Genomic DNA, 24,755 nt, shown 5'->3' with positions numbered 1-24,755 from the left:
CCACATTGTGGGAAACATCCATTGGAAAATGCTGAGGTTGCGGATTATTCAGGGAAAGTCGCCTTTCAGGTGATCGGTTTGCCGAAATGCGGACTGGTGAACTCCGTACTCGCGTCTGGAATAGCAGGGCAATAAGAGCAAAATCGCCAAGTGGCCCCTTCTGTCGGCGGCCAAAAAGGGGGGTCGACTTGGAGCATGGCAGCAAGAATAATTAGAGCGCTAACCAATCGGCTTCCCATTAGAACCGCTCCAAATGTTGCAGTACGACTTCGACGAAAGCATCGGGTACTGGCTGTGCTGTGCACACCAAGCCTACATGCGAACATTTAATGAACGTTTGGAGCCACACGGAATTACGTACCGCCAGGCGCAGTTACTTGCATTTCTGGCGATGGATGGTCCGCTTAGTCAAACCGAGCTGGCGGCCCGGATGTTGATCGAACCGCCTAGCCTGGTTGGCATTCTTGATCGAGCCGAGGAAGCGGGGCTGATTGAGCGGCGTAGCTGCAATCAAGATCGACGGCGAAAGCTGATCCACACTTTGCCAGCCGCAGAGAAGGTATGGAAGAAAATTGCCGAGTGTGGGCGGGGGATCCGCGAACAGGCGACCGCGGGACTTACGGAGGAAGAAGTCCAAACACTCCGTCACCTGCTGGACAAGGTTCGCGAGAATGTCACGAGCGATGAAACTGCCATTCGATAAAGCTGTCTGCCTGGCAACGGGTTTCTGCTGCCTGGCAAGTGTAGCGTTCGCGCAGCGAGGGCAAGGTCCGTCGCCGGTGGTGGCGGCGCAAGTTAAGCAGCAGTCGGTCACGTCCACTCAGGCCTTCGTCGGCACGGTCATGCCTTCGCAGCGTGCAACCATCGGCAGCGCTGTGGACGGTCGGATTGTTCAGTGTGATTTTGAAGAAGGCGACCGGGTCGAAGCGGGCGGTCCACTGGCGCAACTGCTGACCGAGACAATCTCTCTGGAAATTGTCTCGGCCAAGGGCGAACTTAGATACCTTCAGGCGAAACTGCAGGAGTTGGAGAACGGAACCCGAGCCGAGCAGCTAGAGCAAGCACGAGCCAAGATGGCGGCCGCGAAAGCTCGGTTGGACTATCGGGAAGAACGCCGCGAACGCTTGCGGGATGTAGCCGAGCAGACCAGCGCAGTGAGCGAAGATGAATGGCGCGAAGCCCTGATGGCGGCGGCCGAAGCAAAAGAAGTCCATGCCGAAGCCCAAGCCGCTTACGAAGAGGCCAAGGCTGGTCCCCGCCAAGAGTTGATTGCTCAGGCCAAGGCCCAAGTCGACATGCAGCAGGCGGTGGTCCATCGCTTGGAAGATCAGCTTTCCAAGCACACCATCCGCTCGCGGTTTACCGGCTACGTGGTCACCAAGAGCACTGAGGAGGGACAGTGGGTCAATCGCGGCGACGCTGTTGCCGAGGTCGTGGGTATCGACGTGGTGGAAGTGGTGGTGCACGTGCTGGAGCAAAGCGTACCGTATATCTCGCCAGGGGCCGAGGTGAGCGTCGACATTCCCGCGCTGCCACAGTCGCCGTTCTCCGCGAAGGTGATCACCGTGGTGCCGCAAGGCGACGTTAGGGCTCGCACTTTTCCGGTGAAGATTGCCATTCAGAACCAAACAACGCCGGCCGGACCATTGATCAAGCCCGGCATGTACGCGCGTGTCGAGTTGCCAGTGGGCGAGACGACTCAGGCGACGCTCGTTCCGAAAGACGCTGTGGTGCTGGGCCAGGGTTCGGCAACCGTGTACGTGGTGGATGGCGCGAACGGCGCCGGCCAGTCGGGTACGGCCATGCCGGTGCCCGTCAAGCTAGGCACCGCGTACGGAGAATGGATCGACATTGGCAACGCCATTGCCCCCGGCGCCCTAGTGGTTGTCGAAGGCAATGAACGATTACTGCCGAACGCCGATGTCCAGGTGAGCCGGATAGTCGAATCACTCTCGCAACGCCCCGCGATCCCTGGTCGCTAGTTACTCCCTCCCCACTTCCCGCCTTCGTTAGCTGCTATGCAACTCGTCGATGCATTCGTGCACAACCCGGTGAAGGTCACGGTCGGCGTGTTGTTGCTCGTGCTGTTTGGCCTCGTTGCGCTGTTCGAGATGCCGATGCAGTTGACGCCCGAAGTGGAGACGCCCACCATCACGGTCGATACTCGGTGGCCAGGAGCAAGTCCGCAGGAGGTGGAACAAGAAATCATCATCGAGCAGGAAGAGCAGCTCAAAGGCGTTGAAGGCGCGACCAAGCTCTCGTCGGAGAGCTCCGATTCGGTAGGCAAGATCACCATCGAGTTTGCTGTCGGTACCGACATGGACCAGGCGATACTCAAGGTGAACAGCCGCTTGCAGCAAGTGCGCGAGTACCCCGAAGAGGCCGACCAGCCGGTGATCACGACTTCCGATAGCGCCGCCCGCGCAATCGCCTGGTTTATTCTCAGCGCGCTGCCGCCTACCGATAAACAAATCGAATCATTCGCTCAGTCGCATCCCGAACTGCAGGCCGAGATCGGTAGGGTTCAAGCAACCGAGAGCGTTGGGCTCAAGATGCTTAGGCTGCGGAACCTGGCGGAAGAGCATCCGGAGGTTACTCAACTGCTGCCCTCGCCCGACTTGGAGGTTCCCAAGCTGCGTCGCTTCGCCGAGGACGAAATCGAAGCTCGCTTCGAGCGTGTGAAGGGCGTCTCGCAGTCCAATGTGATCGGCGGCTTGGAGGACGAGTTGCAGGTGGTGGTCGACCCGGAGCAACTGGCCGCCCGGCAACTCACACTTACCGACGTGCGAGACGTGCTGAAGGCGCAGAACCGCGACACCTCGGCGGGCACCCTGGATGAAAGCAAACGCCGCTACGTATTCCGCACGCTCAACCAGTTCCGCACGCCAGAACAGGTAAAAGATCAATTGCTGGCGGTCCGCGACGGGAAGCCAGTGTACGTCCGCGATGTGGCCGAAGTGCACTTGGGATTCAAGAAGCCCGAAGGGCTGGTTCGCAGGTTTGGCGAGTCGAGCATCGCGGTGAACTGCGAGCGGGCAGGCGGAGCCAACGTGATCGACGTAATGGCCGGATTGCGCGAAGTGAATGAAACTCTCAATCGCGAGATCCTACACCCGCGTGGGTTGATGCTCACCCAAGTGTACGACGAAACGGACTACATCAACTCGTCGGTCGACCTGGTGCAGCAGAATATCTTGCTCGGCGGCGCGCTTACCATGATCGTGTTGATGGTATTCCTGCACTTGAACGTGCCGACTCTGATCTCGATTCCTCTTATCCTGGCATCGGCGCTGGCTTCGATCTTTGTCTCGCCCTGGCTGTACGTTGTCTGTCTCGCACTGTTGATTGGCGTGGGCTTCTTTTGCGCACGTGGTGCGTTGGTCGTCGCGCTGGCTATTCCGGTAAGTATCGTCGGCACTTTCCTGGTGCTGGGCGGCTTGGGGCGTTCGCTGAACGTCATCAGTTTGGCCGGCCTCGCGTTTGCGGTCGGTATGTTGGTGGATAACGCCGTGGTGGTGCTGGAAAATATCTACCGCCGCTACAGCATGGGCGAGCCGCCCTTCACGGCCGCGGTGCGTGGCACCCAGGAAGTGTGGGGCGCTGTGGTGTCGTCGACGCTAACCACGATTGCCGTATTCCTGCCGGTGGTGTTCATGGAGGAGGAAGCGGGGCAATTGTTCCGCGATATCGCCCTGGCGATTACTGCCGCAGTCGGACTGTCGCTGGTGGTCTCCGTCACACTGATCCCGACCGCCGCCGCCAGGCTGTTCCGCCGCCACGAAGACGAGGCGCTGCCATCGGGTGCAGGCTTTTGGCAGAACGGTAGCTCCGGTTCGACTCAGGCTGGCGCACAGCAGGTCGTCGGCACGGCGGGCAAGATTGGGCGAAAGTTCGCCGATCAAGTCGTGGGCGTCAATGCATGGATCCAGCGTCGGGTGTGGCGGCAAGTTCTAACGGTTGCGGTACTAGTCGGCGCGGCGGTTGGTGTGAGCTACCTGCTGTGGCCCAAAGTCGAGTACTTGCCGAATGGCAATCGCAACCTCGTGATCGCGATCGTCATCCCCCCACCCGGCTACAACATCGACCATTTGATGACACTGGGCGAACGGGCGGAGGAGGCACTGCGGCCCTATTGGGACGTGGACGACAATACCGACCTTTCCCAGCTTGAGGGACCAGCGATCCGCGATTTCTTCTTCGTCGTTCGCGGGCGGCAGGTGTTTATGGGTATCAGGGCGCGCGATCCACTGAAGTCGAAGCAATTGGAACCGGTCATCTACAAGGCGCTCAGCGGCATTCCGGACATCATTCCCGTGGCGAAACAAACGAGCTTGTTCGAGCGTGGGTTGACCGCGGGGCGAACGGTGGACGTCGAGATCGTCGGCCCAGATGTTGAGAAGCTGGTGGGAATCGGAAAACAGGTTATGGGGAAGGTACTGGGATCCAAAGAAGAGCCGCCGCTTATCCCTGGTGCAAGACCACAGCCCATTCCGAGTCTCGAAATTTCGAGTCCCGAAGTGCATGTCGAGCCCAAGCTGTTGCACGCTGCCGAGATGCAAATGACTGCCACCGATATTGGGTTTGCGGTGGATACGATTATCGATGGGGCCTACGTAAGCGACTACTACTTGGGTGGTAAGAAGATCGACCTCACCGTGATGGGCGAGCAGCAATTCAATCGTTCGACGGGGCAACTGGCGAACGTTCCCGTGGTCACGCCATTAGGACAACTCGTGCCTCTGAAGGCAGTGGCCGACGTCGAACTTTCCATAGGACCGGAGCAGGTTAATCACCGCGAACGCGAACGGGCAATTACCATCCAAGTCACCCCACCCGCCGAAGTGGCGCTGGAAGACGCGATGTTGCTGATCGACAGCCAGATCGTGCAGCCAATTCGCGACTCGGGGCAACTGGAGGGCGGTTACCGGATCTCGCTGTCCGGAACGGCCGACAAACTGACGCAGGCATGGACGGCGCTGAGGTTCAATGTGCTGCTTGCGGTGATCATCACCTACTTGCTGATGGCCGCCCTGTTCGAATCGTGGATGTACCCGCTGGTGATCATTCTCAGTGTCCCCCTCGGAGCGGCCGGCGGTGTGATTGGCTTGGCCATCCTCAATCTGTTCATTCTGCAGCCGCTGGATGTGCTCACGATGTTAGGCTTCGTGGTGCTCATTGGCACGGTCGTGAACAACCCCATCCTGATTGTGCACCAGTCGCTCAACCACATGCGGTTCGACGGGATGGATCCCCGCGAGGCAATTCTCGAAAGCGTTCGTACCCGCATTCGGCCGATTTTCATGACCACCACGACTACCGTGCTGGGCTTGGCGCCGCTCGTGCTGTTCCCCGGTGCAGGAAGCGAGTTGTACCGAGGTCTGGGCAGCGTGGTGTTAGGTGGTCTGGTGGTATCGACCATCTTCACGCTGGTGTTCGTGCCGACGCTGTTCCGCTTGATGCTCGAAGTGTTCGGCGGCGCGAAGGTAAAGCCTGAGCACCATCAGTGGGACGAGCAGCAGCCCGCCGACGACACCCCGTTCGAACCAACGCCCGCTCCGGTGGGAGTCGGCTGATGCGCGCCGCATCAACTTGGGGCGTTCTCGAGCAACCAGTCTTCCAGAATCACATGCTGGACATTCGGCGCACGTAGCAGCGAAGCGCGTTGTGGCAGCAGATTGGCTAGCCAGCGGCGATTCACCAGATTGGACACCGCCCTCATGCTGATGCCACCGAGCGACATCCTGGCTAATTGTTGGCAAACATTCTCGCTGAGTCGCTGGAACGTGGCGGGAATCACATTCGGTCCCGGCCCGACGTGAATCACCAGCTTGATGTCTTCCTTGAGCGTGTAAGCGACCGCATCCCACAGTCGTTGTGGATGGTCGACCCACCGGCGGAGCACTTCGCGAGCGGGTTCTTTCTGGTAGCTGGTGTCGCCGGTGGCAAGCGAGAACAGCACAGGCTTTTCGAGGCCAGGCTCGGGCGACATCGCTTCCATCAGCACCGAGGCACGATCGGGAATATGCCGCTGGCGAACAATGGGCGTGTGCATCGGTGGCCAGAGGTTCGAGTCGCGCTTCAGCAACACTGTTGCAGGAAGGATATCGTGCATGGTGCTCTTCAAGCGGGCCAACGAATCGTGCTGCCCTAGCACCAAGTAGGTGTTGGGGGAGAGCACCGCTGAGATGCCGATTACCCCGTTCTGTTCAGCGGTCAATTCTTCGCACAGGTGAATGATCTTTGCCTCATCGATCGCTTCGGTCCGCGAGAACAGGATGCCCATCTTTACATCATGGGCCAGCACTGCGCAGTCGGTGGCCAGCGTCACTGGTACCTGCATCGCTTCGGCAGCCGAAACCATCTGGTTCGCCGCCGTGGCAGTCAATTCGCCCAGGCTGTAGCCATAGGCCAGCGGCGCCTGGCTGTACTCGACGCCATGAATCTCAGCGAGCATGTCGAGCTGAGCTAACTCCACCGCCATGACCAACGCCACAGCCTCGGCATAATGCTCCAAATCGGCTTCGAGTTTACCAACCACGCGGGCGACCAGGTCGGACCGCTGCCCGTGCGCCTGGTGGCAGACATCGCTGCCGACCTCCAACCATCGCTGTAGGAAAGGGCGGTAGGCGTCGACTTGCCACAACTCGGGCGTCCGGCCCAAGTTCGTGATGTTGTAGCCCCGGAAAGCGAACGCCGAGCGCGGCACTGTTTGACGAAGCTGCTCGGCGGCGGTCAGAGGAGGGGAGGCCATGTTGCGATGCCTGGAGTAGGGGATTCACAAGTGAACATCGTCCGCCGCGAGCGAGCGGCGACGGTCGATTGCAGAGTTTAACGAATGTTCGCTACGGCTTGCCATTGAACTGGCATAACCGTTTCAAACGGAACGGCAGAACCTCGGATGTTTGCAACTGTACCTGCGGGTCTTGGCAGAGACAAGAAAAATGGCGGTGCGTGTTCTGCATGTACTATTGTTTTAGAGTTGACAAGCGATGGCAGGGCGCCGTCCACGCAGAACACCAGCCGGGCAGATGTCTTACGGCATCGCAGGCGAGCCTCGGGAGGACTCGAATATGCTGACTGCCGAACAGATCATGACACCCGACGTCCACACGATTGGACCGGAATCGTCCATTCGCGAAGCCATTGAGAAACTGCTGGACAAGCGGATCAGCGGCCTGCCGGTGGTGGATCGTTCAGGAACCCTGGTCGGCATTCTCAGCGAGTACGCCTTGCTAGCCATGGCCTACGACAAGACGGTCACCCATCAAACCGTGGCGCAGCACATGACTCGCGAAGTGATCTCGGTCGACGCCAAGGCGCCGGTCAACCGCGTGGCCGACCAGTTTATCGTCCACCGCGTTCGCCGCCTGCCGGTAGTCAAGGACGGTCGTCTGGTCGGGCTCATATCGCGCGTCGACGTGCTGAAGGCCCTCTACACGGCCGAAGCCCCTGTCTGCTCCGCCTAAGCTGCGGCCGACAATTGTGAGGTCGAATCGAATGTCTCCCAATCCGAGACGAGCCATCGCCGCAAGCCCGGCCATCGTGCTTGCGGTGTTTGCTTTGGTAGCCAGTGCGTATTGCCAGGCGGCGAACGTGCTGATGGTGATTGATCGGTATTCGATAATTGCAGAAGAGAGTAGTCGCAAGACGGCCTTTGAAAGCTGGGGGCATACGGTCACTACGATCACTGACATACTCAGTCAGTCCGAGTACGACACCGCATTGGTCGGCATTGATGTGGTGTACGTGTGTCACACCGTGGACGATCCCGATGTCTCCTACAAGCTTCGCACGGCCACCTGCGGAGTTGTGAATGAGCACATGAACCTCGACGATGAGTTTGGGTTCGCCACTGGTGGCGGATACAATCACTCCTGGCACACGATTGAAGGAGTGGACAACACTCACGATGTGACCAGTGGGCTCTCATCGGGCGACAATGTGGTCACGGGTACCTCGCAGAACCTGTCGGTGAACGGCAACACTCTCGGTGCCGGCGTGCAAGTGCTCGGTACGATGAACTATGGGGCACTCTCGGTTGGAGTAATCGAGACGGGCGGAGCGCTGGCAAACTCTTACAGCGGCAACAGCTCGGCGTCTGGTCGCCGAGTGAGGCTCCCCTGGGGGAGCGGAACTTGGGATAACCTCAACTCGACAGGGTTGTTATTCACCCAGAACGCACTGAATTGGGCAAGCGGTGGGGCAGGATCGGGGTTGCTCCTGCACCTCGAGTTAGAAGAAACGAGCGGCACCACTGCGGTTGACTCGTCGACCAACGGAAACGATGCTGTCTACGTCGCTTCGCCGGAACTGGGCGCGACTGGTAAGCGAGGCTCAGCCATCGGTCTTCAGGCCGACACGCAGCATGATCGAATTGATGTTCCGATTTCGTCCATCGATGGCAGGCAACAAGTCAGTGTAGCTTGGTGGATGAGAACCTCAAAGACTGGCGAACAGGCTATTCTCAGCGGAGCAAACAGTAGCTATTCGGCCGCCAATGCCTTCCTGATCTTCTTTTACAGCGACACGACTTTTCGACCCTATATGGACGGTACAAACCGATCGCTCTCCATCGCTTCGATTGCCGATGGACGCTGGCACCACTATGTTTATACTCACGATCGGACCACTGGCGACTCTGAACTTTTCATCGATGGTTTGTCGGCGGGGACACTCAACTTTCCCGCTCGGACGGGAACTTATGAGATTGCTTCAAATGGTCTCGTTATCGGTGAGGAACAAGATAGCCCTGGAGGCGGATTTGTCTCTTCTCAGGCGTTTGATGGATATCTCGATGACTTTCGTATCTACGACTACATCCTGAGCCATGCCGAAATCGTCGAACTCTACGGACTTGTTGGACATTGGAAGTTCAACGAAACTTCGGGCAGCACGTTGGCTGACTCGTCGCCCAACGGAAACGACGCGACCTTCAACACTGGAACGCCGAGTTGGGTATCCGGAGTCCGCAGCGGTGGATTGCAATTCAACGGATCGAACGATGCCGACACCGATGCCTCGTTCGACCCGCCTGCTACAGGCAGTGTGGCCTTTTGGTATCGCTTCAGCGATGCGCCTAGTGGTGCGCAGCAATTGCTTGGCACAAGTGGCGACTGGAGGATTCGTACCGATAGTGGGGGGGCCATCTACATCGATCTCGGCGGAGACGGCGTTGCCTCTGGTTGCCAGACACCTAGCGGATCGGCGGACGCCGGCGCGTGGCACCACTTGGTGGCCATCTATGACGACGAGGACGATGAGTTCAAGGTCTATCTTGACGGCGGGTTGGTTGCTAGCGGATCGATGACGGTAACCGACCAGAGTGCAGCTACGCTCTCACTGGGGGCTCGTACAGGATCGAGCGAACGCTTCAACGGCGCTTTGGACGACGTACGCGTCTACAACTACGAGATTTCAGAGACCGAAGTGGCAGAACTCTACGGGCTGATTGGCCATTGGAAACTCGACGAGAGCAGCGGCACCGTGGCCAACGACACCAGTTTGAAAGGGACCGATGGCATGCACACCAATGGTGTTACGGTGAATGCGGAGGGGCCCTATCCTGGTCTAGGTGACACGGCGGCCGAGTTCGATGGTCTGAACGACCACGTGTCGTTGCCGGCGGTGTCGTCCGAGTTTGACGATGGGGTGACGATGGCCGTGTGGGCGCGACCGACGGACAACAAGATGTGGGCCAGGTTCTTCGAGATGGGTAACGGAGAATGGGTAGACAATTTCCTGCTAGCCCGCGAGTCGGTTACAAACGACCTTACGCTTCACATACACGATGGTTCGATTGGTTCTGGCTATATCAAGGCCATCGACGGCATCATCCAGAACGAGTGGCATCACTACGTGGCGGTGGTCGATTCCAACGGCAACGCCGTACTGTATCGGGATGCGGTGGTGCTTCAAACCGGAACCACTGGAGTTCCCAACAACAACGAGCGATCCAACACATACATTGGTCGGAGCAACTGGGGGAGCGACGGCTACTATGAGGGCCGGATGCACGACGTGCGACTGTACAACCGCCCGCTTAGCCAGAGTGAAGTAGCCGAGCTATTCGGCCTCGTGGCACATTGGAGGCTTGACGAGTCGAGCGGATTCACTGCGTACGACTCCTCGGGCGTGGGGAACGATGCGACCCTCACAGGCACACAAGATTGGATTAGCGGCCAGATTGATGGAGGTGGTGGATGCGACTACTCCGATGGCGACGATTACTTCACCGCGCCAACCACGACCGTGCTCAACAATGTGAACGAAGGCAGCTACTCAGTCACAGCGTGGTACAAGCCGCTTTCCGTTCCGACCGGGTCCGGCGCGGACAACCACGCGTACCAGGGGGTGCTCATCAAAGAGGGTTGGCACACGGGACTATATTACAACTACGAACAACGGTTCGAGTTCGTCAACTATCTGAATGGCTACAACTGGACAGGTACGGGGACTTGGTCGAAGACTTATTCAACTGGGAAGTTCCACCATTTGGCGGGCGTCGTCAACTTGCCGGATGGCACGTTAGAGCTGTACGTTGACGGGCAACTGCAAGGAACGGATACTTTCACTCCCGGCTTGACCGGGCAAGATCTTGGTTCGACGCCTTGGCGGATTGGAATCGGCGGTCCGGGTTTGACCGAGTGGCGGTGGCCGGCACACGGCGTGATCGACGGCGTTCGGATTTACAACCGACCGCTCAATGCCGAGGAAGTCGATCAAATCTACTCTTCCGGGACCACAACTGGGATTCGAATCATCAAATGGGTGGAGGCCCGCTAGCGGAAGACCGCTGGTTCAATGCCGTCGACGACCGGTTTAATCGATACAGCCGGCTCTACTGCGTTGGCGTGCTCGGCGTCGCATGGTTCTGCTTGATTCATGCGGCAGAAAAGGTACGTATTGCTGTCGAACTTTGCACACCGAGGCGATTTGAAGGTGATTCGGCGCACTCCAACCTTGGATTTTCCCACCCATGTCCCACGGCAAGAAGCACATTCTACTCATCGAGGAAGAGCCCGTTCTAGCCGACATAACGGGTTTTCGTCTCGAACTGCTGGGGCACACGGTTCAGCGGCTCGCTTCGGCTGAAGAGGCGCTGGTGTGGCTGGGCGACCAACTGCCTAATCTGGTCGTCATTGGCCACTTCCTGCCCGGCATGGACGGCATCGACTTTTTAAATCGCATCAGCAACGACGTTCGCACCTCCGACATTCCGACCATCTTGCTCTCGCCGAATTCGGAACTCGACGATGTGCAGCGGGCGTTCAACGCAGGGGCGGACGAGTATCTGGTGACCCCGTTCGACCCCAGGACGCTCGAGCAAAAGGTTGAGCGACTGATGGCAATCGAATCCTGAGCCTACACCTTCCAGCGTACGAGCAATGGCCCTACTTGGCGACATTCTGATTAACCACGGTTGGATTACCTCCAATCAGCTTGAAAGTGCGCTGGCCGCTCAAGGCAACGAGCGCGGCATGCTGGGACAGATCCTGGTGCGTCGCGGGTTGGTGTCGTTCGAGCAACTGGGGCAAGCTTTGTCCGAGCAGTACGGCGTGCCGTACGTGGAGGTGGTCCCACAGGCGGTCAATCCGCAAGTGGCTCGCCTGGTGCCTGAACCAATGGCGCGGCAGCACTCGTGTGTTCCGCTTAACGTGGCGGGGCATCGCATGCAGTTGGCCATGGCGGCACCCGACGATATGGAAGTGATCGCCGAGGCGGAGTTGATCACCGGCTACCACGTCGATCCGGTCGTGGCGCTAGAAGGACCTTTGCAGGCGGCCTTGGATCGCAGCTTCGATGATCGTATCGTCGCTCGGCAGACCATCGTCGACATGAAGATGGCCGACCTGGAAGCCGCTGAGCATGTCGAAGTGGACGAGGCTGCTGAATCAGAGGCCGACAAAGAAGACTTGGCGCCCGTTGTGCGCCTGGTGCGAGCGATCCTGATGGGTGCGATCAACGCTGGTACCAGCGATATCCACCTCGAGCCGCACCAACCCGAGATGCGGGTTCGATACCGCGTGGATGGCGAACTGCAGCAGGTGATGACCATCCCCAATCACATCGAAGAGGCGGTGGTTGCTCGCATCAAAGTCATGGCCGACATGGATACCACCGAAAGCCGCCGTCCGCAGGACGGGCGGTTGAGTGTGCACGAAGCAGGTACCCGGGTGAACTTTCGTGTGAGTTCCATTCCTACCGTAGGTGGAGAGAAGGTCGTGATGCGGCTCTTGGACGAAGGCAGCAAGGTCTTCGACATCAAGGCCTTGGGCTTGAACCAACGCGACCTGAGCACGCTGCAGTCGCTGATCGATAAGCCCCACGGCATGCTGGTGCTCACCGGTCCCACTGGCTCCGGCAAAACGACCACGATGTACGCCCTGTTGGCGCAGCTCAACAGCATTAACCGCAACATTGTGACGGTGGAGGATCCTGTCGAGTACCGTCTGACTGGTATCAACCAGGTGGCATCCGACAACGACTATGGTCTGGGATTCGCCAACGCGCTGAAGTACATCATGCGACAAGATCCCGATGTGATTATGGTGGGCGAAATTCGAGACCAAGAAACGGCCACCACTGGTGTGCAGGCGGCGCTGACCGGACATCTGCTGATTAGCACGCTGCACACCAACGACGCCGTGGGCGCGGTGGGTCGACTAAACGATCTGGGCATCGACAACTTCAAGATCGGTGGTGCGTTGCTCGGATCGGTCGCGCAGCGTCTATTGCGTTCCATCTGTCCGGAGTGCAAGGAGCCGGTCGAGCCGAATCCCGCGCTGCTGAAAGCACTGACCAAGAACCATCCCTTGCCTGACAATGCGGTATTCTACCGCGGGCGAGGTTGCAAAAAGTGCCTGGGGACTGGCTACCTGGGGCGACTGCCCATTTACGAGATCATGGCCGTGACGCCTGAGCTATCCGATGGCATTGAGCGAGGCTTGCCCGTGAACAAGCTGCGTGAGATCGCAGTGAGCCAAGGCATGGTCGAGTTGGCGCAGGCTGGCTTGGAGCAAGTGCTGGCCGGCAAGACCACCTTGGAAGAAGTGCATTACAAAATCTCCAGCTAGCACCGCAAAACCTGATGAAGTCGACTACAGGCAACTCGAAGTTCGCCAGCCTTTGGAAAGGCAAAGGTCCCAAGGCTGCTGCGCGCGGCGGGGCACGGCGACAGCACAGGCGCGTGGAAGACACCGCCCGCTTGAAGACCAAGCAGGTGACGTACGTCTTTCGTCACCTGTCGACGTTGCTCGAAAACGGTGTATCCCTCCCCAAGGCGCTTGCCACGCTGGCCGAGGAACGGGCTACCGAGGGCTATCGGTCGATGCTCGAGTCGCTCAGGAAGCGAATCGAAAATGGCGAGAGCTTCAGCGGGGCGATGAGTCACTACCCAGCCACGTTCGACGCGGTGTTGATCAGCCACGTCAAAGTGGGCGAGCGCGCCGGCAACCTGGGCGAATCGCTTCAGCTGCTGGCGGAACAACGCGAGAAAGCGGGCAAACTCAAAGGCGAGATCATCAAGAAGCTCTCCTACCCGGCGATGCTGGTGATCGTGGGAGCAGGGGTCATCACGTTCCTGCTGACCTACGTCGTGCCGGTGTTTCAGGAGACCTACTCCAACGCCAAGGTGCCGCTGCCGGCCATCACACAGGCCTTGATCGCCGTGGGCATGTTTGCTCGCAGCTACCTGCCTTTTGTCGCGGCGGGCGTCTTCCTGTCCGTGGTTGCCTTGCGGCAACTACGGCGCAACACGGAATTCGCGGCTCGCATGGACGAGACGATCCTACGCGCGCCGTTAGTGGGCCCGTGGTTGCGGGACGTGGCCCTACTGCAGATGATGGAAGTACTCGGCGAGTTGCTGAACGCTGGATTCACGTTGGCTGAAGCTTTGGGCGAAGCCGCCGAGTCGGTGACGAATCGTTCGGGTAAGGAACGCGTGCGAGAGCTGCAGCGTGCGGTGATTCGGGGCGAGCGGTTTAGCCGCGAGATGGAGCGACACTCTTCGTTCTTTCCGCCGATGGTCAGCCAACTGGTCATCATTGGCGAACAAACGGGCCGGCTGACACGCAGCACCCGACACATTTGCGAACATCTACGATCCGAAATCGAGCGCAAGGCGAATGTCTTTGTGGCTGCCATTGAGCCGATCCTCACCATTTCACTGGCTGCCGCGGTGGCGGCCGTGCTGATGGCGATTTACCTGCCGATGTTCGACATGATCAACACCGTTGGAAAGTAACAATGCACCCTCGACAGAATCACCAGAACGGCTTTTCGATCATCGAACTCCTAGCAGTGGTCGCCATCATGGGAGTTCTGGCGGCGATTCTTCTACCTCGCGCCACTTCCGGCGTCGACGAGGCGGAGCGCGAAGCATGCTTCACCAACCAAGGTAACATCGAGGTGCAGTGCCAACTCTGGCAGCGCAACAATGGCAGCTTTCCTGCGGCCAATTTGTTGGAAGTTGGGGCGAGCGTCGAATACTTCCCTGGCGGCTTGCCGACATGTCCCGTCGATGGCACAACCTATACGATCGATACAACCACGGGACTGGTTACAGGCCACTCGCATTAACCGAAAAATGCTAAGCTTCATGAGGACAGCCGTAACAGGCAACCTATCTTATTACAAACGAGCACCTCGCTCGTAAAGATTTGAGTACAGCAACTTGATTGGCAAATCCCCGCCCAGTTGATGGGCAAGCATCGTTTCCCTCCTGTGACGAGGTTTGAGAAATGCGACGTAAGACTGACAAACGGCATGGATTCTCCTTGATGGAGTTGTTGGCCGTGGTCACGATCCTCGGCATCATTGCGGCGATCGTGGTGCCACGCGTCAGCGTGTCCAGTGCTACCGCAAAGCAAAAGGTGCACGAGCACAACAAGGCCACTATTAATTCGGCGGTCGAGCGCTACTACATCGAAACGGGCGATTGGCCCGCCGACGATCTGACCGACATTGGCGCCAACACCGCTTACTTCCCCGATGGCATCCCCGTCAACCCGGTGGATAGCAGTGCCTACGCCTTGAACAACACGACTCACCGAGTCGATTAACGGCAAAGTCCCAGCTTGAAGATGCTCGTTGCACCGCGAGAGAAACGGAAAGCACGTCGCATGCAAATGCGACGTGCGTTCTCATTGATAGAATTGATGGCCGTGATGGCTATCGTCGGGCTGCTCTCGTCGATGGCCTTTCTGCGATTCGGCGACGCGGCTTACCGTACTACCACGGCCGAAGGCTTCGTTCGCACCCTGATGCTCGACCTGCGTCAGGCCCGCGCCCGCACCATCAGCACGGGCGACAACCACTATGTGCTATTGAGTCGCACCAGTGGCGTAGTAGCCAGTTACACCTTGTATCGCGACACGGGAGGTGGCGACGTAGTGGTCGACCGCACTGTTGCGGTGCCCAACGGCGTCACCATCACCACGGCGACCGATCAGTGGGAGTTTGAGTTCGACGGCTCCCTGGGGGCCGGCACTGGCACCGGCGTGATGTTAGTGACCGGCGATTGCTACACCTGGACCGTCACGGTCTACCTGGCCACAGGCAACGTGATCTTGTCGAAGGTAGCTCTGTAACGATTGCTCGGAACATCGGGAACTCTCTCGCCGCCTCACCTGCTGGCTGGCGCACTCCAACAGCGTTGATTCTGCTAACAGGTGTCCTACGTTTATAGGAGCGTTTCGCGCGGTGCGAAACGCCCTGCGCAGTCGAGTTATTGCATGCACCCGCTATACCCGCTATCGGTTCGCCATCGGGGGCGCCTGCGGGCGTTCTCGTTGTTAGAAGTGGTGATGGCCTCCTCCCTGGCGGCCATTGCGCTGGTGGGTGCGCTGGCGATGCTGCGCGACGGAATGGAGGCCAGCACCACGATCGACGAGCGGCAGATGTTGACCAACTACGCTGTTAGCAAGCTCGAGGAGCAGCAAGCAGTGGTGGTTGGCAACTGGAGTTCGGCGACCACCTCCGGCGACTATACGGGCGACGGTCATGCCAATGTGCGTTTCACCGCGACCAGGTCCGACGCGGTGATCGACGGAGGCTTGGTGGACCAATTGATGCATATCCAAGTGACGACTTACATCGACGACGATAGCGACGACACACTCGACGCGGAGGAGAAGCGTTGTGTGTTCCGCACCAAGGTCGGGAAATTTGCAACCTATGAGGCACTCGCCACACCGTAATCGAGCCGGCATGACGTTGCTGGAGTTGATGGCCGCCACCACGATCATGGCGACGCTAATGGCGTCGGTTGTCGTGTTGGTGCGGAGTAGCTACGCGGTGTGGCAGGCGCACGAAACCGACATGGAAGCCGCCGAGACAGCGTATGCCACGCTGCGGCACGTTGTTCGCAGTGCCCGACAGGCGACAGCCGTTACGGCAATTTCGACTTCCGGGGACACTTCGGGCAATCTGTCCCTCGCCATGGAGTCGGGCGACACCTTGTTGTGGCAGCACAGTGGGGTAGGGGGGCAGGTGCTGTTTGGCATCGCACCCGGTAGTGCCGACCAACTGCTGGCCGACAACATCGACCAAATGACCTTCGTCGGCTACGAAGCCGACGGCACTACCGCCACCACGACGGTGGCCGACATTCGCTCGATCAAATGCACCGTGCAAGTCACGATGCCAGCGGCTGGCGGCACCACTCGAACCGTTTCGAGCCACGCGTGGATCAGGAGTTGGTAACACCGCATGAAGCTCCAGTTCAGCAATCCGACGCAACGCAAAGTCGCACGCCGCGAACGTCGCGGCATGGCGCTAATGTTGTGCTTGTTCGTGGTGTTCATGGTCAGTTCGCTCGTGCTATCGATGCTCAACACCGAAACCATCCAATACGCCGCCGCCCGAAATGTGCAGGACTACGAACGAGCGTTGTACCTTGCCAACGCAGGCATCCACCACGTCTGTGCCGAACTGGAAGCCGATACATCGTGGCGGGGCACTGTGACTGATGGTCTCTACCCCGCGGACGATACCTACCAGGCGACCGCCAGCGACGGCACCGGTGGCAATGTAGACATCGTGTCGATCGGGGTGGCGGGCGATGTTACCAGAACGCTGGAAGCCACAGTCGAGTTGTAGACGATCAAGGAGACAATCGGTGAACAATGACAACAGAGCCTCAGGCGATCGACGACAGAACGACCGTCGCAACGGAGGCGATCGTCGTCGCAACTCGGAAACTCGCACCGCTATTCTGCACATTACCCAGTCGGAGTTGCGACTGCTGGTGCTGGTGCACCGAACTGGCGATCAAGAACCACTGGCCGTTTGCCGCTCAGCGCCGTGGAGAATCGACGCCGAGACACTGCACTCGCCGCAAGGCGAGGCCGAACTGTCAGCGGCCGTTGCCAAACTGGCAAGCCAGGAACGACTGGCCGGCGCGCAGGCCCAAGTGCTCCTGGGCACCGAACTTTGCGTCACCCGAGCGGTGGCGGGAACGATCGACGAGGTGCAACGCGAGATCGCCACGCTCCGCGATCGAAGCCAGCTCTACTTGTCGCTCGGACCTGGCAAAAAGGTAACCGCTACTTCCACCACGCCGCTCGACGCCAGGCATTCGCACGCGCTGCTCACCGTGGCCACGCAGCAAACGCTTCACGTCCTGACGAAGGCGATCGAGTCGGCCGGCATCGAGCTAGTGGCCATCCGCTCTGCGCGAGTCGCCCTGGCTCACACGGTACACCAAGCCCAGGGCGAAGGTGCCCCCGCTGCGCTCGCGATTGGTGTCGATGGCAAAACCATCGAACTGGGCATCATGAAGGCCGGCCGGCTATTTCTCGACTATCGTCCCGGTGGCGAAGCGGGTGTTCAGCAGGCCCCGGTCCTGGTCGCGCAGCACCACACGCGCTTGCAGCGGTACTGTCAGCGTCAGCACGGACTCGAGGCGGACAAGCTAACTCACGTGGTGGTTAGCGGAGAGCAAACCGTCGCACAGCAGGTGCTGAGCGACATGCGGCAACTAGAGCGACTAAGCGTGTCGGTGGTCGATCCCGCAAACATCCAGCTTCCCTGGCAGTTGCGTGGAGAATCCCTCACTCCCAAGATGGCCGCCACGGTTGGTTGCGCTTTGGCGCTTGACGAGGAAGAATCGTGTCAGGGACCCAACCTGATGGACGAACTTGTATCGACCACCCGGCCGGCCGTACTACCTATGCTTGCTCGCAAGCTGGCTCCCGTGGCGGCTGCCGTTTTGGTGGCCACCGTGTTTGGAGTGCTGAATTGGCTTGCCAATCGGGAAGTGGCGGAGATGCAAGCCGAGCTTTCGCTGCTCGCCCCCAAAGCAGCGCGGGCCACCGCGGTGCGGGGAGAATCGCTCGCGATGCAACTCAAGAGTCGAGAACTTGAGAGTCTGGGCAACCACATCGCTGGCCAGCCGTATTCGCTGTTGCTTGGCAACTTGACACAGAGTCTGCCCGCCGAGGTCTGGCTCTCCGACGTTCACTTCGAGGGCGGGGAGACGGCGACGATCTCGGGAAGCAGCTACGTAGAGAGCAGTATCTACGATCTGGTGGGACATCTGCAGCATTTGCCAGGCGTGGCCTCGGTGGGACTGCAGGGTACCGGAGTAGGACGTACGTCTCACCGCAACGCCACAACTTTCGACATTCATTTCGACCTCGACTTTAACGGTCAGGCGAAGCAGCCTGAGGAGTCGCTGTAATGGACGATACAATCGTTAAGTTTTGCGAAGACCGGCGAAGTTGGCTGGTCGTCATCGCGGGAACCCTGACTCTCGTGCTTGTGTTCGTGCTGCCACAAGTCGATGACTATGTTGCGGTATGTAGGGAAAAAACGGAAGTTGCAAGAGAATTAACGTTGGCCCAGGAGGCCGCACGGCTCCTGCCCGGCTACGAGCAGCGCTACACCGAGCAATCGGAGCTGCTCGCTGAACAATTAGCGGAAACACTGACCGAAGAGAACGAAGCGGAGTACCGCAGCAGCCTGGTGAAGCTGGTTCGCGACTCGGGATGTCAACTCCGTCGGCTCAATGTCAGCCCGGCGGTGATTCGCGATTGGGGGCGGGACGACGATCCACTGGAGAAAACGTACAACAAAAAACTTAAGCCAACCGGATATGAACTCCAGCGCCGTCAGGTGTCGCTTTCGCTCTCTGGACCTACCGCCAGTGTGCGACGACTGATCGAACGTTTCGAGCAGCACGACAAGCAAGTGCACCTGCAAACACTGGATTTGAAACCGAGCGCTGGAAACGGTCGCCGCGTGGAACTCACAATGGAACTGTGGTATTTCACACTTGAGCGAACTGCAGCGTAGGATAGCAATGGAATAGCCCCTGGGAGTGTCAACCAAGCAGGGCAAGCGTCACTGGAGGACGTATGCTGCGAGAGACACTAGCGCCGATGGCCGCGCGCAGGAACCCCCTGCGCCGTGGGACGCGTGCGCTCGTATGGCTTCTGTTAGCCTTGCCGGTCGTAGCCATGCCCGTGGCCTGCTGGGCACAATCTGGACCCCAGCTCGATATCTCCTCCGCCGCACTGCGTGCGCCGAGTCCCGAATTGCTCTCCGCTCTGGCGCGTCGCGGCGATTTGGTGCTGCGAGGTTCGACTCTGGACGCCGCACTTTTCACGATCAACGAACTGTGGGGCGTGAACATCATCGCCGGCAAGGTCGAGGGGCAAGTGAACGGCGTGTTCAAGGATGCGCCGCTCAAAGAGATCCTCGACACCATTCTCCTGGGCAACGGTTACGGCTATCGCATCGTGGGCGAGAGTATTGTGGTGAGCAAGCTCGAACAACTGGGGAGGATCAATCCCTTCTTTGTCTCCGAGGCCATTCAGGTGCTCAACGTCAGTCCCTCCGAGCTGGTCGAAGCGGCCCGTTTACTCAGCACGCCGCAGGGGCAAGTGCAGCCAATCGATTCGGCGCGGACTTTGATCGTGATCGACTTCCCCGAGCGGGTGAAGATGATTCGCGAGTTGGTAGCCAGCGTCGACGCCGCCAGCAGCGGGCCCGGTGCACTCGATGCCATGGGACGCCCCAAGCCGCTGGAAGTCGGCTACTTCCACACGCAGTACATCACCGTGGCCGATGCCAAGAAGATTCTGTCGACCGTGCTTAGCGCGGTAGGGCGAGTGGAGGCCGTGGACGGCGAAGACCGTTTGGTGGTGGTCGACTACGCGGAGAATTTGCAGGTGGTCGAGCGCGTGCTGGCGAATCTCGACCGGCCTCGCCCGCAAGTGCAGATCACCGCACTGATTTACGACTTGAGCCTCACCGACATCGAGCAACTGGGCATCAACTGGGCGCAGGCGGTAAATACACGCACCGCTGGCACGCTGCCCACCAACACCCAATTGCAGATCAGCAATCCGTTCAACCCTTCCGCGTCGGGCGCGTTGTTCACATTCCAGCACTTCGGCGACACGTTCGATCTGTCGGCCGTCGCCCAGGCAATTCAAAGTGCCAGCGATTCGCGGCTGTTGGCGAATCCCAACGTCACGGTGATGGACAACGAGGAGGCCAGTTTCGAAGCGGTCACTCAGATTCCCTACCAGCAGATTACGCAGACCCAGCAGGGCGGGCAATTGGCTGGCACGGCGTTCAAGGACGCTGGTATCAAGCTCGACGTCTTGCCCAAGATCGCAGCCGACGGAACGGTGGAACTGATCGTCCGACCCGAGTTCAGCCGGCTCACCGGGTTCACGCCTGGCGACAACCAGCCGATCATCGACACCCGCGCCACCTCGACTGCCGTCCGCGTGCGGAGCGGCGATACCCTTGTGATCGGCGGGATGCGGCAACGCAGCGACGTTGGCGACTTCGGAGCGGTGCCGGGTTTAAAGGATGTTCGTTGGTTCGGGCACCTATTCCGCTCGCGCAGCACGGACATTCGGGAGAGCGAGTTGGTGGTGTTCATCACGCCACGGATCGTGGGTTACAGCGGCCCCATGGATTGCCGTTCGCAGTTGGTGCAGGATACGGTCGATTGCCGATTGAACCGCATTCCCCGTGCCGAAGGATGCCCACCGTGCGCTAACAATTGCTTCGCTGGCCCGCATTCTGCCGGCGTCTATTACCAAGGCCCACCGCAAGTGAATGGTTGGGTCGAACGTCCATCGTCACCGGCGGTGCCTGTCGAGTTACCCGCGCCAGCGCCGATGCAGCAAGTACCGACACCTGCACCCGAAATGGTCCTTCCACCGCAAGCGGCAACAGCTCCCCGCATTGTGCCTCCAGCGAATGTCATCTACCGCTTGCCTCCTCCGCCGGCGGAAGTACGTCGACTTCCCCCGCCCACTCCTGCACCGCCGAAAATGGTGCAGTCGCCCACGACAACGTCGCCAGCCCAAGTGCTCATGCGGCCTGCTTACGAAGCGCGATTCCGGGCATTCGGCAGCGACCACCCAGGCGTGCGGCGGTTGCCACAGCCTCAGCCTGCGCCGACAGCGCAGCGGTGGCCATGAGTAGGGATCCGCAAATCCACGACCAACCGGCGCAATCGATCTAGCCGGCATCTTCTGGTGGTGCGTCGGAGCCACCTTGCGGTGAATCCAGCACTCAGCATCCCGGCTGCAAGCTACGTTTCTATGCCGCCCCGACTGAATTCACAGCATGGTGGCGGCGCCGAACCCATTGCCAACTAATGTCCAGAAGTCCCTACAGTTTGTGCCTCGGCGCGACCCTGTTGCTCATCGCAACGGGCTGCCAGCGGGCTGCGCCTGAGCCGGCCGCTGATCCATCAGTCGCCGCACCGATCGCCGAAGCGAAACCAGCTACGATCGAGCCAAGTGTCGACCCTCGCCAGGTGCTTCGGGAAGCGATGGCCAGCTACGTGGCGCCGTATCCCGGGCGGAGCGACTTGTTCGTGCCGCCTAAGGACGCGCCGCAGCAGGCGAGGTCCGTTAGCGATGGCAACGTTCAGCTGCGCGGCTTGGTGGACCTTGGTGAGCCCCGAGCGATCCTCGACATCGAAGGCGCCACTGCCTTGGTGCCAGTCGGACAAGAAAAATACGGCGTCAAGGTTGTGTCGATCGATGGAGATGAGGTGACGCTCGAGCGCGGACAGACCAAATGGACCGCATCGCTCGATTAGTGCGTGCCGCCGGTCTCGCATTAGTGCAGCAAGTATCTGCAGTGCCCTCTAGGCACTGCTGTCAGCCGCTGGTGCGTGCTGGTCTTCTTCCCAGGGACTCTGAGGCTTGATCTCCACGGGGTGCAGTTCGGCTTCGTCCCGAGCGATGCGATCAGGTAGCGCCACGCGACCTTGCCAGAACTCGCGGGCCGTACTTGGCATGTTGACTAGCAGAATGCAAATCGCCACCGTGCCCATCACAATCGACTGCAATAACAGTTCCTGATACGAAACCCGTCCTTTGAGGACTTCTTCAAGCGTCCAGAACGGATTGGGCCACTGCAGGGCAGTGTAGCCAACGTTTCGCAGGCTTCTAGAAGAGAGCTGGATGACTATCGGTATGCCAGCGCCCACCATCAGGAAGACAATGTGGATCAAGAAACCCGCCACCGCATTCACAGGGACGACTCGGCGAATGGCGGCGATCAGCAGCTTGCCAAGTCCCAGGTACGAAACCAGGTAGCACCAGTAGATAATCATCGCCCCAATGATTTCCTGGTAGTGATACCCGACGCGGCGAGTCGGTAGTGGTATATACCGCACGCAAGCCAGCGCAATGCCGACAATCAAAACCAAGGCAGTGAAATTCGCCACGGCAAACAGGAAACCTGTTCCGGGGCCGGGATTCAATAGCCCAAGAAACATTCGGCCCATCGTCGATTGCGGTAAGCTCCGGCGGACGCGATTCGATAGCTCGGGCGACTCACTGGTGAGCAACGTGCCCATAGCATACCAGTAGACCACGCTCACGATCACCGCCACGATCAGCGCCCCATCTTCGTAGCCAAAACGGAACCAGAGCCACGCTATACACCCAATAAAAGCCGCCTGCTGCACGATCATTGCCCAACGCAAAGGTGTAGAGCGGTTCTCAGAGCGATAGGACACCAAGGCAACTGAGGCCAAGTAAATCAGAGCGAAGTTCGTTAGATAGGTCGCAAGCATCATCGCGGCGACAATCCAGAACTCCTCATCCTGCATCTCTCGGACACCCTCGAGCAGGAACATCGAAGTCGATCCCACACCGCCGGCGAAACTGAGCATTAACATCGACACAACGCCCACCGAAAGCAGCACTTGTCCGTGCTTGCCCTGAGCTAGCGCGGCCAAAAACAGGCTAATCATCGATAAACCCATACATCCGAGCGTGGCACTCAACAACAACACCGCAATCGTGGCGACGTCCACACCGCGGAGCAGGTAGGTGAACGCGATGCACGGGGCGACGGCCGAAAGGTAGACACCCATTTGCACTGCGGCACTGCCCAGTTTGCCGCGAATAATCTGATGGGGTGAGAGAGTCGAAACTCGTAGCAGGTCGTAGGTGTTCTCTTCCCGTTCGCTGATCAACGAGCGAAATGCCCCGAATGGCACTACCACGGCCAGCGGAAACAGCAGCAGCACCATGTACCCCTGCAGCAACCCTCCGCCGGCAGCCGTGTAATAGATGCCAGGCCCCATCAAGCTGATCCCCGCGATGGTCACCACCCAGCATAACAGCAGCAACAACACGAAGGTGATCGCAAACTGTCGGCTCTTGATTGCCTGGCGGGTTTCCTTTACCAGGATGGGGTTGAGCCGATCGCCAGCCGCAACGAGCCATCCGTCGAGCTGCGCAAGCCGACCGGACCAATCGGACTTGTGGCCCTGGTCGATGGCGGTCGGAGGATCAATGGCAGCGGCGTCGCTCATTGCACTCGACCCTCCGTGACTTCCAGGAAGATATCCTCCAGCGACTTTGTGCGGCAGCGGAACTCGACCACTTCGAGCCCCGCGTGAATCATCTCCCGCAGCAGCACCGCTTGGGCAGCCTCGTCGCCTGCATGAGTCAAAGTTGCCTTGCGGCCATCCACTCGCACTTCGTGCAAGTCGTCTCGCTGATGCAGCCATGCCTGGGCTTGCTCGATACTGCCGACGAAACGAACTTCCACCATCGACGTGGCTTCCGCTTTGCGGCTGATTTCATCCACCGAGCCAACCGCCACCAATTGGCCTTGCTCGATAATGCCAACGCGGTCGCACACCTCGGCAAGTTCGGTCAGGATGTGCGAACTGATGAGCACCGCTTTGCCGATATCGGCCAGGCGCGAGATCATTTCGCGTAGTTCGATCCGCGCTCGCGGGTCGAGCCCTGCGGCCGGTTCGTCGAGCACCAAGACCGATGGATCATGAATCATCGTCCGTCCCAGGCAGAGTCGCTGCTTCATGCCCTTGGACAGCCCGTTGATCGGCTTGGTTGCGAGCTTATCGAGTCCCGTAAAGTCCTTGACGAAAGTCAGCGCCCGCACTCGATCGTTGCCCCGCAGCCCATACGCTCGAGCGAAGAAGTCGAGGTACTCGTGCACGTTCACGTTGTCGTAGGTGCCGAAGTAGTCGGGCATGAATCCCAGTCGCCGCCGCACGCGATCGGGGTCTTCGACCACCGAGAACCCATCCACCAACGCGTCGCCCTCGTTCGGTTCGTCGAGCGTGGCCAGGATTCGCATGCTGGTGGTCTTGCCGGCGCCATTGGGTCCGATGTAGCCGAAAACTTCGCCCGCGTGCACCTCAAACGAGACGTCGTTCACCGCGTGCGTATCGCCAAACCAGCGATGCACTTTGCGGAGTTCGATTTGAGGCATGGAGGTCATAGGTTAAACCAGAT

Annotated in this window: 21 protein-coding genes; 18 read left to right on the top strand and 3 right to left on the bottom strand. The window is 59.4% G+C overall.

The window, feature by feature from the left end:
* Window positions 1-253: 253 nt before the first annotated feature.
* Genes ACQK2L_RS25070 through ACQK2L_RS25060 form a run of 3 tightly spaced genes read left to right on the top strand, consistent with a single transcriptional unit; the run spans window position 254 to window position 5,573 of the window.
* A complete protein-coding gene (locus ACQK2L_RS25070) occupies window positions 254-703 on the top strand; it encodes a MarR family winged helix-turn-helix transcriptional regulator (protein ID WP_425399785.1) in 450 nt (149 codons plus the stop codon).
* Window positions 684-1,982 (top strand): efflux RND transporter periplasmic adaptor subunit, encoded by a 1,299-nt coding sequence (locus ACQK2L_RS25065; protein ID WP_425399784.1) that lies wholly within the window; start codon window positions 684-686, stop codon window positions 1,980-1,982. The genes ACQK2L_RS25070 and ACQK2L_RS25065 overlap by 20 nt, the downstream gene beginning before the upstream one ends.
* A gap of 36 nt (window positions 1,983-2,018) precedes the next feature.
* Window positions 2,019-5,573 carry an efflux RND transporter permease subunit gene (locus ACQK2L_RS25060; RefSeq protein WP_425399783.1) on the top strand — a complete coding sequence of 1,185 codons (3,555 nt, stop codon included), beginning with the start codon at window positions 2,019-2,021 and terminating at the stop codon, window positions 5,571-5,573.
* An 11-nt stretch (window positions 5,574-5,584) separates the two neighbouring features.
* Here ACQK2L_RS25060 and ACQK2L_RS25055 read toward each other — a convergent pair whose 3' ends face one another.
* Entirely contained in the window at window positions 5,585-6,751 is a 1,167-nt protein-coding gene (locus ACQK2L_RS25055) for a hypothetical protein (protein ID WP_425399782.1), read from the bottom strand.
* A gap of 319 nt (window positions 6,752-7,070) precedes the next feature.
* Here ACQK2L_RS25055 and ACQK2L_RS25050 point away from each other — a divergent pair, with 319 nt between their 5' ends.
* The 15 genes from ACQK2L_RS25050 to ACQK2L_RS24980 all read left to right on the top strand — a co-directional run bounded on the left by ACQK2L_RS25050 (window position 7,071) and on the right by ACQK2L_RS24980 (window position 22,072).
* Window positions 7,071-7,466, top strand: coding sequence for a CBS domain-containing protein (locus tag ACQK2L_RS25050; protein WP_425399781.1), 396 nt, complete (start codon window positions 7,071-7,073; stop codon window positions 7,464-7,466).
* A 31-nt stretch (window positions 7,467-7,497) separates the two neighbouring features.
* Window positions 7,498-10,782, top strand: coding sequence for a LamG-like jellyroll fold domain-containing protein (locus ACQK2L_RS25045; protein ID WP_425399780.1), 3,285 nt, complete (start codon window positions 7,498-7,500; stop codon window positions 10,780-10,782).
* A 193-nt stretch (window positions 10,783-10,975) separates the two neighbouring features.
* Window positions 10,976-11,359, top strand: a complete 384-nt coding sequence (locus ACQK2L_RS25040) for a response regulator (protein ID WP_425399779.1) — start codon at window positions 10,976-10,978, stop codon at window positions 11,357-11,359.
* A 25-nt stretch (window positions 11,360-11,384) separates the two neighbouring features.
* Entirely contained in the window at window positions 11,385-13,073 is a 1,689-nt protein-coding gene (locus tag ACQK2L_RS25035) for a GspE/PulE family protein (RefSeq protein ID WP_425399778.1), read from the top strand.
* Window positions 13,074-13,087: 14 nt separating this feature from the next.
* Window positions 13,088-14,242, top strand: coding sequence for a type II secretion system F family protein (locus ACQK2L_RS25030; protein WP_425399777.1), 1,155 nt, complete (start codon window positions 13,088-13,090; stop codon window positions 14,240-14,242).
* Between the two features lie 2 nt (window positions 14,243-14,244).
* Window positions 14,245-14,577: a type II secretion system protein gene (locus tag ACQK2L_RS25025; protein WP_425399776.1), complete on the top strand. Its 333-nt coding sequence runs from the start codon at window positions 14,245-14,247 to the stop codon at window positions 14,575-14,577.
* Between the two features lie 161 nt (window positions 14,578-14,738).
* Complete coding sequence (locus tag ACQK2L_RS25020) at window positions 14,739-15,059, top strand: type II secretion system protein (RefSeq protein ID WP_425399775.1); 321 nt, start codon at window positions 14,739-14,741, stop codon at window positions 15,057-15,059.
* Window positions 15,060-15,119: 60 nt separating this feature from the next.
* A complete protein-coding gene (locus ACQK2L_RS25015) occupies window positions 15,120-15,587 on the top strand; it encodes a pilus assembly FimT family protein (RefSeq protein ID WP_425399774.1) in 468 nt (155 codons plus the stop codon).
* Window positions 15,588-15,731: 144 nt separating this feature from the next.
* On the top strand, window positions 15,732-16,196 hold the full coding sequence (locus ACQK2L_RS25010; RefSeq protein WP_425399773.1) for a type IV pilus modification PilV family protein: 465 nt from the start codon (window positions 15,732-15,734) through the stop codon (window positions 16,194-16,196).
* Complete coding sequence (locus ACQK2L_RS25005; protein ID WP_425399772.1) at window positions 16,174-16,701, top strand: PilW family protein; 528 nt, start codon at window positions 16,174-16,176, stop codon at window positions 16,699-16,701. The genes ACQK2L_RS25010 and ACQK2L_RS25005 overlap by 23 nt, the downstream gene beginning before the upstream one ends.
* A 6-nt stretch (window positions 16,702-16,707) precedes the next feature.
* Entirely contained in the window at window positions 16,708-17,097 is a 390-nt protein-coding gene (locus tag ACQK2L_RS25000; protein WP_425399771.1) for a hypothetical protein, read from the top strand.
* A gap of 19 nt (window positions 17,098-17,116) precedes the next feature.
* On the top strand, window positions 17,117-18,679 hold the full coding sequence (locus ACQK2L_RS24995) for a PilN domain-containing protein (RefSeq protein WP_425399770.1): 1,563 nt from the start codon (window positions 17,117-17,119) through the stop codon (window positions 18,677-18,679).
* Window positions 18,679-19,293, top strand: a complete 615-nt coding sequence (locus ACQK2L_RS24990; RefSeq protein WP_425399769.1) for a hypothetical protein — start codon at window positions 18,679-18,681, stop codon at window positions 19,291-19,293. The genes ACQK2L_RS24995 and ACQK2L_RS24990 overlap by 1 nt, the downstream gene beginning before the upstream one ends.
* Before the next feature lie 164 nt (window positions 19,294-19,457).
* Window positions 19,458-21,443: a secretin N-terminal domain-containing protein gene (locus ACQK2L_RS24985; protein ID WP_425399768.1), complete on the top strand. Its 1,986-nt coding sequence runs from the start codon at window positions 19,458-19,460 to the stop codon at window positions 21,441-21,443.
* Window positions 21,444-21,622: 179 nt separating this feature from the next.
* Window positions 21,623-22,072 (top strand): hypothetical protein, encoded by a 450-nt coding sequence (locus ACQK2L_RS24980; RefSeq protein ID WP_425399767.1) that lies wholly within the window; start codon window positions 21,623-21,625, stop codon window positions 22,070-22,072.
* 48 nt (window positions 22,073-22,120) lie between these two features.
* Here the strand turns inward: ACQK2L_RS24980 and ACQK2L_RS24975 are convergent, their stop codons facing one another.
* Together ACQK2L_RS24975 and ACQK2L_RS24970 are read right to left on the bottom strand one after the other, a co-directional pair.
* Complete coding sequence (locus tag ACQK2L_RS24975; protein WP_425399766.1) at window positions 22,121-23,803, bottom strand: hypothetical protein; 1,683 nt, start codon at window positions 23,801-23,803, stop codon at window positions 22,121-22,123.
* Entirely contained in the window at window positions 23,800-24,741 is a 942-nt protein-coding gene (locus tag ACQK2L_RS24970; RefSeq protein ID WP_425399765.1) for an ATP-binding cassette domain-containing protein, read from the bottom strand. The genes ACQK2L_RS24975 and ACQK2L_RS24970 overlap by 4 nt, the downstream gene beginning before the upstream one ends.
* Window positions 24,742-24,755 lie beyond the last annotated feature (14 nt).

Origin of the sequence: Aeoliella sp., assembly GCF_965227375.1 — a bacterium.
Taxonomy (GTDB): domain Bacteria; phylum Planctomycetota; class Planctomycetia; order Pirellulales; family Lacipirellulaceae; genus Aeoliella.
Note: the sequence above shows the minus strand (reverse complement) of the source record. Positions and strands in the feature narration are given on the sequence as shown.

Bases quoted from the DNA above. Each gene is read 5' to 3' on its own strand.
- ACQK2L_RS25045 (WP_425399780.1), top strand. From the start codon at position 7,498: ATGTCTCCCAATCCGAGACGAGCCATCGCCGCAAGCCCGGCCATCGTG.
- ACQK2L_RS25015 (WP_425399774.1), top strand. From the start codon at position 15,120: ATGCAAATGCGACGTGCGTTCTCATTGATAGAATTGATGGCCGTGATG.
- ACQK2L_RS25010 (WP_425399773.1), top strand. From the start codon at position 15,732: ATGCACCCGCTATACCCGCTATCGGTTCGCCATCGGGGGCGCCTGCGG.
- ACQK2L_RS24975 (WP_425399766.1), bottom strand. From the start codon at position 23,803: ATGAGCGACGCCGCTGCCATTGATCCTCCGACCGCCATCGACCAGGGC.
- ACQK2L_RS25035 (WP_425399778.1), top strand. From the start codon at position 11,385: ATGGCCCTACTTGGCGACATTCTGATTAACCACGGTTGGATTACCTCC.
- ACQK2L_RS24970 (WP_425399765.1), bottom strand. From the start codon at position 24,741: ATGACCTCCATGCCTCAAATCGAACTCCGCAAAGTGCATCGCTGGTTT.
- ACQK2L_RS25070 (WP_425399785.1), top strand. From the start codon at position 254: ATGTTGCAGTACGACTTCGACGAAAGCATCGGGTACTGGCTGTGCTGT.
- ACQK2L_RS24990 (WP_425399769.1), top strand. From the start codon at position 18,679: ATGGACGATACAATCGTTAAGTTTTGCGAAGACCGGCGAAGTTGGCTG.
- ACQK2L_RS25020 (WP_425399775.1), top strand. From the start codon at position 14,739: ATGCGACGTAAGACTGACAAACGGCATGGATTCTCCTTGATGGAGTTG.
- ACQK2L_RS24980 (WP_425399767.1), top strand. From the start codon at position 21,623: ATGTCCAGAAGTCCCTACAGTTTGTGCCTCGGCGCGACCCTGTTGCTC.
- ACQK2L_RS25055 (WP_425399782.1), bottom strand. From the start codon at position 6,751: ATGGCCTCCCCTCCTCTGACCGCCGCCGAGCAGCTTCGTCAAACAGTG.
- ACQK2L_RS25005 (WP_425399772.1), top strand. From the start codon at position 16,174: ATGAGGCACTCGCCACACCGTAATCGAGCCGGCATGACGTTGCTGGAG.
- ACQK2L_RS25025 (WP_425399776.1), top strand. From the start codon at position 14,245: ATGCACCCTCGACAGAATCACCAGAACGGCTTTTCGATCATCGAACTC.
- ACQK2L_RS25000 (WP_425399771.1), top strand. From the start codon at position 16,708: ATGAAGCTCCAGTTCAGCAATCCGACGCAACGCAAAGTCGCACGCCGC.
- ACQK2L_RS25030 (WP_425399777.1), top strand. From the start codon at position 13,088: ATGAAGTCGACTACAGGCAACTCGAAGTTCGCCAGCCTTTGGAAAGGC.
- ACQK2L_RS24985 (WP_425399768.1), top strand. From the start codon at position 19,458: ATGCCCGTGGCCTGCTGGGCACAATCTGGACCCCAGCTCGATATCTCC.
- ACQK2L_RS25060 (WP_425399783.1), top strand. From the start codon at position 2,019: ATGCAACTCGTCGATGCATTCGTGCACAACCCGGTGAAGGTCACGGTC.
- ACQK2L_RS25050 (WP_425399781.1), top strand. From the start codon at position 7,071: ATGCTGACTGCCGAACAGATCATGACACCCGACGTCCACACGATTGGA.
- ACQK2L_RS25040 (WP_425399779.1), top strand. From the start codon at position 10,976: ATGTCCCACGGCAAGAAGCACATTCTACTCATCGAGGAAGAGCCCGTT.
- ACQK2L_RS25065 (WP_425399784.1), top strand. From the start codon at position 684: ATGAAACTGCCATTCGATAAAGCTGTCTGCCTGGCAACGGGTTTCTGC.